Here is an 11,353-nt window from a genome sequence, read left to right as displayed (position 1 = left end):
CATCGAGCCATGTATGGCAACAGGAGCGAAGACACCGACGCCGGTGACCGCCCGAGCCTGCCGGACCGCCGCTTCGCCGCCCTGCGCGGCTGCGAACGGCTGCTGTCCGGGGCCCGGCCGCAGAGCATCCGCGAACGCCTCGCCGACCTGGCCGGCCCGCCGCCGGGCGCCGCCCCCGACCCGGACGGAGCCCCCGACCCGGACGCCGCCCCCGAGCCGCACGGCGCCCCCGACCTGGACGGCCGCCCGGACCAGTACGGCGACGGCGTGGTCCGCACCCTGGAGCACCGGGTCGCCGAGCTGCTCGGCACCGAGGACGCGGCCTTCTTCCCGACCGGCACGATGGCCCAGCAGATCGCCCTGCGGATCCACGCCGAGGCCGCCGGGTGCCGCACCGTGGTCACCCACCCGCTGGCCCACACCGACCGGCACGAGCGGCACGCGCTCGGCGTGCTGTCCGGGCTGCGCAGCCTCTGGCCGACCGCCGAGCCGCGCCAGCCCACCGCCGAGGAGCTGCGCGCCTTGGACGAGCCGTACGCCGCGCTGAGCCTGGAGCTGCCGCTGCGCGACGCCGGGTTCGTGCTGCCCGGCTGGCCGGAGCTGGTGGAGCTGGCCGCGGTGGTGCGGGAGGAGCACGGCGCGGCGCTGCACCTGGACGGCGCCCGGATCTGGGAGTCCGCGGTCGCCCTCGGCCGGCCGCTGCCGGAGCTCGCCGGCCTGGCCGACTCGGTCTACGTCTCCTTCTACAAGACGCTCGGTGGGATCAGCGGCGCCGCGCTGGCCGGCCCGGGCGGCTTCGTCCGCACCGCCCGGGCCTGGCGGCACCGCTACGGCGGCCAGCTCTACCAGCAGTGGCCGTTCGCGCTCGCCGCGCTGGCCGGGCTGGAGCGAGAACTGCCGCGGCTGGCCGGGTACGTGGCGCACGCCCGGACGGTCGCCGGGGCGCTGGCCCGGGCGTTCGCCGCCGTCCCCGGCGCCCGGGTGCACCCGGCCCCGCCGCACACCCACCAGTTCCAGCTCTGGCTGCCGTACCCGGTCGGGGAGTTGGAGGAGGCCGGGTTGGGGCTGGCCGAGGACACCGGGATCGGGCTGTTCGGCGCCTGGCGCGCGGGCGGGCCGCCGGGGCTGTCGGTGACCGAGGTCACGGTCGCCGCGTCCGCCCTCGACTGGACCGCCGCCGACGTCGCGGTGGCTTCCGCCGCCTTCCTGGACCGGCTGCCGGCCGTCCGGGCCTGACAAAGCGTCCGGCCCGCCCCCGCGCGCTGCGGGGACGGGCCGGACGTGGAGTTGTCAGAGCTGCCTGGTCACAGGCCGCTCGCTACCCGGGGGGCGACGATCAGAAGTTGTCGACCGGGCGGACCCGGATCCAGGTCTCCAGGTAGTTCGAGGACTCGTTCTCGACCTCGATGCTGGTCCCGGTCTTCGGGACGTTGACACCGCTGTACGGGTTGTCCTTGTTCCACCACGACTTCAGGTCGTTGAACTCGTCGACGCCCTTGGCCTTCGGGATGACGGTCTCGACGCCGGCCTTGTGCAGGGTCAGACCGGAGGTGCGGCGCGAGCCGAAGGTGGAGTCGTAGCCCTGCATGCGCGGACGCATCAGGGTGCCGTCGGTCCACTTCAGCGGAGCCGGGTGCGAGTCGACCGGCAGGATCAGGCCCTGGCCCGGGTGGGCGCTGACGTTGTTGTCGGTCTGCGACTCGTCCCAGTACCAGATCAGCAGGCCGGGCTGGTACGAGTAGTGCTCGACCCAGTTCGGCTTGTCGGCGAAGCCGAAGTTGTACGGGCCGGTCTTCAGGGTCTGGTCGAAGGACACGTACTGCCGGTTCTCCGCGATGTAGTACTGCGCGTAGTCCTTGGTGTACGAGCCGCCGAAGCGGGAGAACCCGTCGGCCACCCAGCCGTTGTCACCGTTCTCGACGTCGTCGCTGAACACGGTGGCGCCGTCGGCGACGACCGCGATGTTGTCCAGCGTCAGGCCGCGGAAGTGCAGGCCGCCGTCGGTGGTGTTGTGGTAGCGGAACTTGACCTTCTGGCCCGCGTAGGCGTCCAGGTTGAAGGACAGGTCGCCCCAGGCGGCCACCTGGCCGCTGATGGCCGGACGGCCGTTCTCGCGCGGCAGCGCGGTCCCGTTCCAGGTGCCGTCGACGACGGTCCAGGTCTTGCCGCCGTCGGTGGAGACCTCGCCGAACGCGTAGTCGAAGTCCTGCTCCAGCTCGTACCAGGCCTTGGCGTTGATGCTGGCCTTGGTCTTGCCGGTCAGGTCGATGTCACGGGTGAGCGTGACGTTCAGGTTGTCGGCGCTGCCGCTCCACCACTCACCGGTGCCGCCGAACGGCTTGTTGATCTCGGTGGTGATGCTCTTCTTCGGCAGGTCGACGATCAGACCCTGCGGCAGGTTGCTGTTGTACTCCGCCGGGCCGATGTGGTGGGTCGACTCGGTGCCCGCCTTGGCGTGGTCGGCCTTCAGCCAGCCCAGCTTGTACTTGCTCCAGGCGTCGAGGTCGTTCGGCATGTCGCCGATGCTGTCCTTGCCCTCGCCGAGCCAGGAACCGGAGGACATCAGCGACCAGAAGCCGACCGAGTTGTCGATGCCCTTGCCGGCGGTGTCGTAGAGGTCCGGCAGACCGAGGTCGTGGCCGTACTCGTGGGCGAAGACGCCGAGGCCGCCGTTCTCCGGCTGCATCGTGTAGTCGCCGATCCACAGGCCGCTGTTGCCGACCTGGACGCCGCCGAGCTTGTTGCCCTCGGGACCGGCCGTGCCCTGCAGGTTGCCGTAGACGTACGAGCGGTGCGCCCACAGGGCCTTGCTGCCCTGCTTGCCGCCACCGGCCGACTTGTCCTCGCCGGCGTGCACGATCTGGAAGTGGTCGATGTACCCGTCGGGCTGGTTGAAGTTCCCGTCGTGGTGCGAACCGTAGCGGTCCCACTGGTCGTACTGGGCCAGCGTGGCCTTGATCTGGGCCTCGGTCTGGCCCTTGGCCTGCTGGTCCTTGTACCAGATGTCCACGGCGTCGCGGATCAGGTCCTGGGCGCTGGCGCAGACGTTGGAGCCGCAGTAGTCGGAGCCGTACCGGGCCTCGTTCCACGGCACCCGGACCCAGTCCGAGACCACGCCGTCGACCGAGTAGCGGCCCGAGGACTGCTTCTCGTAGTAGGTCTTCAGCGAGGGCTTGTCCTTGGCGAAGTACAGGTCCTGGTAGTGCTGCTGGTTGTAGTCGGCCTGCCACTCGGTCGAGTTGTTGGTGGCCGGGTCCGGCTTCTCGATCTCGTTGTGCTTGGGGCCGGCCTCGCCGCCGTACTTGACCTTGCCGTCCGGCGTCTTGGTGGTGTTGTCCACCTGGTCACCGAAGTCGACCAGGATGGTGAAGATCTTGTCCGTGCGCTCGCGAGCGAGCTCGACGTACTTGTCCTTGCCGAGCTTCACGCTGGTGCTGCCGTTGTGCTGCTCGACCTCGGCGGTGCCGTTGAGGAGCTTCTCGGTGGCGGCCTTCTGCTCCGCCTCCACCTTCGCGGTCAGCGGACCCGGAAGGTTGTGCTCGGTGTTCTGGACGGCGTCGGCCGGGTCCCGCGGGACCGGGGCCGAGCCGGCGGCGACGGCGGAGGCCGGGAACAGGCCCGTGCCGAGCGCGACTATGACCGCTGCGGCCGTGGCAGCCGCAGCGGTTCTCCTGGTGTTCTTCAACGTTGTGACGTCCTCCCCGACCAGGGCCCAGCTCTTGGCCAAAGCCCGGCAAACCAAAATGAAAGACAGGTGGACGTCATTTGATCCAAGCGTGCACGGAAAAGATAGACCTTGACCATGACATGGTCACGGCGCTATCCTCCGCGACTTCCCATCATCTGACCGCCTGTCAACCGTATGTTCGTGAAAGGTCGGTGAGAAACCGAGCGCACCCGCACCAGCCAGCGCGGGGGCCAGCCGACCCGGCCCGCACCGGTTCGGCTGGCGACGGGAGCGAACGCACCGAGCCCCCGGCGTCAACGCCGGGGGCTCGGTGGCTGTGAAGTTGTCTGTTAAAAGTTGGGTTACTTCGTCAGGTCCGGACCGGACGAGGCGACCGCGGCCGGGGTGTCCGCGACGGCCGACTTCTCCTCGCCGCGGAAGGTGAACTTGGCTTCCTTGCCCTCGCCCTCGACGTCGACGACGACGATGTGGCCGGCCCGCAGCTCGCCGAAGAGGATCTTCTCGGAGAGGTGGTCCTCGATCTCGCGCTGGATGGTGCGGCGCAGCGGACGGGCACCCAGGATCGGGTCGTAGCCGCGCTTGGCCAGCAGCTTCTTGGCCTCGACGCTGAGCTCCAGGCCCATGTCCTTGTCCTTGAGCCGCTCGTCCACCTTGTCGATCATGAGGTCGACGATCTGGATGATGTCTTCCTCGGACAGCTGGTGGAACACCACGATGTCGTCGACACGGTTCAGGAACTCGGGGCGGAAGTGCTGCTTGAGCTCCTCGCCGACCTTCGCCTTCATCCGCTCGTACCCGGTCTGGGTGTCACCCGCGGCCGCGAAGCCGAGGTTGAAGCCCTTCGAGATGTCCCGGGTGCCGAGGTTGGTCGTCATGATGATGACGGTGTTCTTGAAGTCGACCACGCGGCCCTGGGAGTCGGTCAGGCGACCGTCCTCCAGGATCTGCAGCAGCGAGTTGAAGATGTCCGGGTGGGCCTTCTCGACCTCGTCGAAGAGGACGACCGAGAACGGCTTGCGGCGGACCTTCTCGGTCAGCTGGCCGCCCTCCTCGTAGCCCACGTAGCCGGGCGGGGAGCCGAACAGCCGGGAGACGGTGTGCTTCTCGGAGAACTCGGACATGTCGAGCGCGATCAGCGCGTCCTCGTCGCCGAACAGGAACTCCGCCAGCGTCTTGGACAGCTCCGTCTTACCGACACCGGACGGGCCGGCGAAGATGAACGAACCGCCGGGGCGCTTCGGGTCCTTGAGGCCCGCACGGGTGCGCCGGATGGCCTGGGAGAGCGCCTTGATGGCGTCCTTCTGGCCGATGACGCGCTTGTGCAGCTCGTCCTCCATGCGCAGCAGGCGGGACGTCTCCTCCTCGGTCAGCTTGAAGACCGGGATGCCGGTGGCGGTGGCCAGGACCTCGGCGATGAGCTCCTCGTTGACCTCCGCGACGACGTCCATGTCGCCGGCCTTCCACTCCTTCTCGCGCTTGGCCTTGGCCTGCAGGAGCTGCTTCTCGTCGTCGCGCAGGGACGCGGCCTTCTCGAAGTCCTGCGCGTCGATCGCGCTCTCCTTCTCGCGGCGCACGTCGGCGATCTTCTCGTCGAACTCGCGCAGGTCCGGCGGCGCGGTCATCCGGCGGATGCGCATTCGGGAGCCGGCCTCGTCGATCAGGTCGATCGCCTTGTCCGGCAGGAAGCGGTCCGAGATGTACCGGTCGGCCAGGGTGGCGGCGGCGACCAGGGCGGAGTCCGTGATGGAGACCCGGTGGTGGGCCTCGTAGCGGTCGCGCAGACCCTTGAGGATCTCGATGGTGTGGGGCAGCGAGGGCTCGGCGACCTGGATCGGCTGGAAGCGGCGCTCCAGCGCGGCGTCCTTCTCCAGGTGCTTGCGGTACTCGTCCAGGGTGGTGGCACCGATGGTCTGCAGCTCGCCACGGGCCAGCATCGGCTTGAGGATGCTGGCGGCGTCGATGGCGCCCTCGGCGGCGCCCGCGCCGACCAGGGTGTGCAGCTCGTCGATGAACAGGATGATGTCGCCGCGGGTGCGGATCTCCTTGAGCACCTTCTTCAGGCGCTCCTCGAAGTCACCGCGGTAGCGCGAGCCGGCCACCAGGGCGCCCAGGTCCAGCGTGTAGAGCTGCTTGTCCTTGAGCGTCTCCGGGACCTCGCCCTTGACGATCGCCTGGGCCAGGCCCTCGACCACGGCGGTCTTGCCGACGCCGGGCTCACCGATCAGCACCGGGTTGTTCTTGGTGCGGCGGGACAGCACCTGCATGACCCGCTCGATCTCCTTCTCGCGCCCGATGACCGGGTCGAGCTTGGCCTCGCGGGCGGCCTGGGTGAGGTTGCGGCCGAACTGGTCCAGGACCAGCGAGGTCGACGGGGTGCCCTCGGCGGGCCCGCCGGCCGTGGCCGACTCCTTGCCGCCGCCGGTCTGGTAGCCGGAGAGCAGCTGGATGACCTGCTGGCGCACCCGGTTGAGGTCGGCGCCCAGCTTCACCAGGACCTGGGCAGCGACGCCCTCGCCCTCGCGGATCAGGCCGAGCAGGATGTGCTCGGTGCCGATGTAGTTGTGGCCGAGCTGAAGGGCCTCGCGGAGCGAGAGCTCCAGGACCTTCTTCGCCCGGGGGGTGAAGGGAATGTGACCGGACGGGGCCTGCTGGCCCTGGCCGATGATCTCCTCGACCTGCTGGCGAACGGCCTCAAGAGAAATCCCGAGGCTCTCCAGGGCCTTGGCGGCGACGCCCTCGCCCTCGTGGATCAGACCCAGGAGGATGTGCTCGGTGCCGATGTAGTTGTGGTTGAGCATCCGGGCTTCTTCCTGAGCCAGGACGACAACCCGCCGCGCGCGGTCGGTGAACCTCTCGAACATCGTTTATCGCTCCTCAGAGCGGTCGGGCAGTTCGGGGTCCGTCCCCGCCCTGTCCTTCCGCATGCTAGTCCCGCTCAGCGGCGCGGCCCACGGATTCACTCCCCGGTAGAGGAGCGAGATGCTGCGCGACCAGCCGACACCAATCCCAACCTGGTGTTGGGAAACGGTGTTCCCACAGGTGGGCCGGATGCACCGGATTCCGCTACGCCATCGGCGAACACGTGCCGCCGACGCCGCCGCCGGAACCCCTCCGGCCGGTCGCACATACTGCCCCTGGACGGGCCGAAGAACCCGTCCACCTGCATTCATACCCGGTATCGGGGCGGTTCTCGCGCAGTTTCCGCGGTGGCGGTGTTCGCCCGGCGAGAAGTCGGGCCGCGGTGACGGCGGTTCGACGGCGGACGGGGTGCCGGGCACGTCGCCCCGGTGCCGTCCGCGTTGCCGCTTCGCCCCTACAGCGTCGCACGGCCCGTGATTGTTCCGCCGCCCGAGCCGCTGCCCGAGCCGCTGCCCGAGCCGCTGCCCGGGACGGCCCCCGGGGCCGGCCGCGGCGGGCTCCTCCGGGTACGCGCCGCGGGGCGCGGAGGAGACTCCTCCGCGCCCCGTGCGTGTGATGGTGGCGGCCGTCCCCGGCCGCCGGGCCCCGCACCCGCTCCGGCGGGCCCGCGGCGCCGGGATCAGGACGCGTTGGCCTTCTCGTAGGCCTCGCGGACGTTGCTCGGAACGCGGCCGCGGTCGTTGACCTCCAGGCCCTGCTCCTTGGCCCACGCGCGGATCTTGGCGGTGTCCGGGGCGCCGCCGCCGGCCGGACGCGCCGCGGTGCCGCGGCCCGGACGACGGGCACCGGCGAGCCGGCCGCTCTGCTTGCGGCCCTTCTCCACGTACGGCGCCAGCAGGCCGCGGAGCTTGTCCGCGTTGGCGCTCTTCAGGTCGATCTCGTAGGCAACGCCGTCGAGGGCGAACGTCACCGTCTCGTCCGCCGAACCGCCGTCGAGATCGTCTTCAAGAATGACCTGCACCCTCTGTGCCACGGGCTTCCCTTTCCGCTAAACGACCCATTGCCTAAGGAAAGGAAAGCGCCTTTCTCCGGAAAACACAAACCCTTGACCCGGTTGGAGCGGCTCAGAGGTGCAGCAGCATGCGCGAGTTGCCCAGTGTGTTGGGCTTCACCCGCTCCAGGTCGAGGAACTCGGCGACGCCTTCATCGTACGAGCGGAGGAGTTCTTCATAGACATCCGTAGCGATCGCCGCCGGGTCTGTCGTACCATCATCGGTTTCCTGGACCTCGCCGATCTCGACGAAACCGTGTTTCGCGAAGAACGCGACCTCGAACGTCAAGCAGAAAATCCGACGGACGCCCAGCCAGCGCGCGGTCTGCACCAGCTTCTCCAGCAGCAGGTGCCCGATCCCGGTGCCCCGGGCGACCGGATCCACCGCGAGCGTGCGGACCTCGGCGAGGTCCTCCCACATCACGTGCAGTGCGCCGCAGGCCACCACCACGCCGTTGTCGTCCCGTTCCGCGACCCAGAACTCCTGGACGGATTCGAACAGTGTGACTGTGGGCTTGTCCAGCAGAATGCCGTCGCGTGAGTAGGTGTCGATGAGCCTGCGCACTGCCCGCACGTCCGTGGTCCGCGCCCGGCGGATGGTGACCTCCATGGTCGGGACGTTATCGCGCCGCTCCCGGTTCCGTCCCACCGGTATCCGGTCCGCCGTCCGCGGAATCCGCGCCGGCCGGATCGGGCGGGAACAGAGCGGCCACCCGCAAGGCGTCCCGGAGCGCTTCGCGTTGCTCGGGCGACATCAGGCCGAAGAAGTGCACCAGGGCCGCCGCCGGATTGTCACCGGTGGCCCAGGCGTCGTTCATCAGGGCCGCCGTGTACGCCTCACGCGAGGAGACCGGTTCATAACGATAGGCCCGGCCGACCCGCTCGCGGCGCAGCCAGCCCTTTCTGTGGAGCTTGTCCAGGACGGTCATCACCGTGGTGTACGCGATTTCGCGTTCCGACCGCAGATCCAGGAGAACCTCGCGAACCGTGACCGGTCGGTTCCACTGCCACACCCGGGTCATGATGGCGTTCTCAAGTTCGCCGAGTTGCCGGACCATAGTGCGGCCAGGATAGGGAGTGAATGGGGCAAATCTTGTGAAGTGCGCCAAACCGGCGCGCCGCCACCCCCGGGAATCGGGAATGGCGGCGCGCCGGTCGTTCGGGGCGGCTGACGGGGTCAGTCGAGGTCTTCCTTGGCCCGCTGGGCCCCGCCCTGGCTGCGGACGATGGCCCGCACCAGGAATCCGAAGCCGATCGCCATGACCAGCGGCGGCACGATCGCGCTGACGTAGTCCATCAGGTCACTCCTCCTCGGTCTTCTCCGCCGTCGCGGCGGAAGCCTTCGGCTCCGGCTTCACCAGCGGGAAGAGCACCGTCTCCCGGATGTTCTTGCCGGTCAGCAGCATGATCAGGCGGTCCACGCCGAGGCCGAGGCCACCGGTCGGGGGCATCGCGTACTCCAGGGCGCGCAGGAAGTCCTCGTCCACCTGCATCGCCTCGACGTCGCCGCCGGCCGCCAGCAGCGACTGGGCGGTGAGGCGGGCGCGCTGCTCGACCGGGTCGACCAGCTCGGAGTAGGCGGTGCCGATCTCGGTCCCGAAGATCACCAGGTCCCACTTCTCGGCCACGCCGGGCCGCGAGCGGTGCTGGCGGGTCAGCGGGGAGACCTCGGTCGGGTAGTCCTTGATGAAGGTCGGCCGGACGGCGTTCTCCTCCAGCAGGCGCTCGACCATCTCCAGCACGATCTGACCGTGGCCCCAGTCCTTCTCGAACGGGATGCCGTGCTCGGCGGCCAGCTTGCGCAGCTCCTCGACGCCGGTCTCCGGGGTGACCTCGACGCCCAGGCGGGCCGAGATGCCCGGGTAGACGCCGATCTCCTCCCACGGCTCGGCCAGGTCGATCTCGTGCTCGACGCCGTGCGCGTCCACGCCCCTGATCACCGTGGTGCCCAGCGCGTCCCGGGCCGCGTTGACGATCGTCTCGCGGATCAGCTCGGCCTGGGTGTCGTAGTCGCCGTACGCCTCGTACGACTCCAGCGAGGTGAACTCCGGGTTGTGGGTGGAGTCCGCGCCCTCGTTGCGGAAGTTGCGGTTGATCTCGAAGACCTTCTCGGCGCCGCCGACCACCAGCCGCTTGAGGTACAGCTCGGGGGCGATGCGCATGTAGAGGTCGATGTCGTACGCGTTGATGTGGGTCTTGAACGGACGCGCGTTGGCGCCGCCGTGCACCGGCTGGAGCATCGGGGTCTCGACCTCGATGTAGCCGCGGTCCTCGTAGGTGCGGCGGATCGAGCGGACGACCTTGCTGCGCAGGTGCAGGATCTCGCGGGCCTCGGGGTTGACGATCAGGTCCACGTAGCGCTGGCGGACCCGGGCCTCCGGGTCGGTCAGGCCCTTGTGCTTGTCCGGCAGCGGACGCAGGCACTTGGCGGTGAGCTCCCAGCGGTCCACCATCACGGACAGCTCGCCGCGCTTGGAGGTGATCACCTCGCCCTCGACGCCGACCTGGTCGCCGAGGTCGATGTCGGCCTTCCAGGCCGCCAGCCGCTCCGGGCCCAGCTTGTCGAGGGAGAACATCACCTGGAGGTCGCCGGTGCCGTCGCGCAGGGTGGCGAAGCAGAGCTTGCCGCCGGTGCGGGAGAGGATCACGCGGCCGGTGACGCCGGCCCGCTCGCCGGTCGCGGTGTCCGGCTCCAGGTCGGGGTGCTTGGCACGCAGGTCCGCGATGGTGGTGGTGCGGGGGAAACCGACCGGGTACGGGTCGACACCGGCCGCCCGGAGCCGGTCGAGCTTCTCGCGCCGGACGCGCATCTGCTCGGGAAGGTCGTCGGTCGCGGGAACAAGGCTCTGATCGCTCACCCCACAAGGGTAGCCAGCCACACACGGTGCTCCGCGCCGGGATTGCCGCGGGGGAGGCCGCGACGGCGGCCTCCCCCGGATCGGACGCGGACGGCTCAGCCGGTGCCGGTGGCGAGTTCGACGTCCTCGGGGGCGTCGTCGGCGGGCGGGGCGGGGTGGGCGGGGGGCTTGGGGCGGCGGCCGAACAGCTCGGCGGGGGTGGGCATCCGGTGCGGACGGGGCGGGGTCTTCGCGGCGGCGGGCTGCTCCGGGCGGGAGTCGGTGCTGCTCATGGGGGTCCGTCCTCCTACAGGGGTGGGGTGACTGTGCGGCGGTGCGGCGGGACTCGGTACGGCCACCAGGTGGCGGGGCGGTCCGCTGTGGAGGGCGAGCCGCTCGCGGACGGCGGCCTCGGCCAGCGCGTGGCAGCGCCCGGCCAGCCGGGAGCGGCGGGCCCGCTCGCCCTGGCCGCAGGGCTGGCGGCTCAGTCCGCGCAGTGCGGTGAGGTCCTCCGGCCCGGGCAGGTACCCGTCGGACACCGCCTCCTCCAGCCGTTCCAGGTAGCCGGGGGCGCTGCCGGGCAGGGCGGAGCGGTAGCGTCCGAGGTCGGCGAGCAGGAAGGCGCGCAGCCGGCCGCCCTCCTGGACGGCCTCGTCGATCGCCTCGGTGAGGCGCAGGGCGTCCTGGACGTCCTCCGCCCAGAGTTCGGCGCCCGGCCCGGCGAGGGCGGGCCGGACGGGCCCCTGGAGGTGGACGGGCACGGCGGGGTGGAGGGCTTGGGCGAGGGCGCGGCGCAGCACGCGGACTTCGTCGGCGCTGAAGGCCATGCCGCCGCGCGATCCGTGTGGCGTAGGCATGGGCTGACACTACGTGACGAATATCCGATTTGTCGGTAACGTCGCGCCGAACCACCCACGG

8 protein-coding genes are annotated in these 11,353 nt (G+C 70.1%); 1 reads left to right on the top strand and 7 read right to left on the bottom strand.

The features are described from left to right. Window positions 1-9: 9 nt before the first annotated feature. Window positions 10-1,236 carry a threonine aldolase family protein gene (locus tag ACWDCZ_RS21130; RefSeq protein ID WP_380782228.1) on the top strand — a complete coding sequence of 409 codons (1,227 nt, stop codon included), beginning with the start codon at window positions 10-12 and terminating at the stop codon, window positions 1,234-1,236. A gap of 100 nt (window positions 1,237-1,336) precedes the next feature. Here the strand turns inward: ACWDCZ_RS21130 and ACWDCZ_RS21125 are convergent, their stop codons facing one another. From ACWDCZ_RS21125 to ACWDCZ_RS21095, 7 genes are all read right to left on the bottom strand, one after another. Continuing rightward, window positions 1,337-3,685 carry an immune inhibitor A domain-containing protein gene (locus ACWDCZ_RS21125; RefSeq protein WP_049652524.1) on the bottom strand — a complete coding sequence of 783 codons (2,349 nt, stop codon included), beginning with the start codon at window positions 3,683-3,685 and terminating at the stop codon, window positions 1,337-1,339. A 344-nt stretch (window positions 3,686-4,029) separates the two neighbouring features. Beyond that, on the bottom strand, window positions 4,030-6,549 hold the full coding sequence (locus ACWDCZ_RS21120) for an ATP-dependent Clp protease ATP-binding subunit (protein WP_049652522.1): 2,520 nt from the start codon (window positions 6,547-6,549) through the stop codon (window positions 4,030-4,032). Between the two features lie 677 nt (window positions 6,550-7,226). Next, window positions 7,227-7,580, bottom strand: coding sequence for a histone-like nucleoid-structuring protein Lsr2 (locus ACWDCZ_RS21115; RefSeq protein WP_049652521.1), 354 nt, complete (start codon window positions 7,578-7,580; stop codon window positions 7,227-7,229). Window positions 7,581-7,671: 91 nt separating this feature from the next. Then, window positions 7,672-8,208, bottom strand: a complete 537-nt coding sequence (locus ACWDCZ_RS21110; RefSeq protein WP_049652520.1) for an amino-acid N-acetyltransferase — start codon at window positions 8,206-8,208, stop codon at window positions 7,672-7,674. 10 nt (window positions 8,209-8,218) lie between these two features. Then, on the bottom strand, window positions 8,219-8,656 hold the full coding sequence (locus tag ACWDCZ_RS21105; RefSeq protein ID WP_074001706.1) for a BlaI/MecI/CopY family transcriptional regulator: 438 nt from the start codon (window positions 8,654-8,656) through the stop codon (window positions 8,219-8,221). A gap of 243 nt (window positions 8,657-8,899) precedes the next feature. Next, a complete protein-coding gene (lysX, locus tag ACWDCZ_RS21100) occupies window positions 8,900-10,456 on the bottom strand; it encodes a bifunctional lysylphosphatidylglycerol synthetase/lysine--tRNA ligase LysX (protein WP_074001705.1) in 1,557 nt (518 codons plus the stop codon). Between the two features lie 95 nt (window positions 10,457-10,551). Then, window positions 10,552-11,292: a hypothetical protein gene (locus tag ACWDCZ_RS21095; RefSeq protein ID WP_074001704.1), complete on the bottom strand. Its 741-nt coding sequence runs from the start codon at window positions 11,290-11,292 to the stop codon at window positions 10,552-10,554. Window positions 11,293-11,353 lie beyond the last annotated feature (61 nt).

The sequence above is a fragment of the Kitasatospora sp. NPDC001225 genome (genome assembly GCF_053597855.1).
Note: the sequence above shows the minus strand (reverse complement) of the source record. Positions and strands in the feature narration are given on the sequence as shown.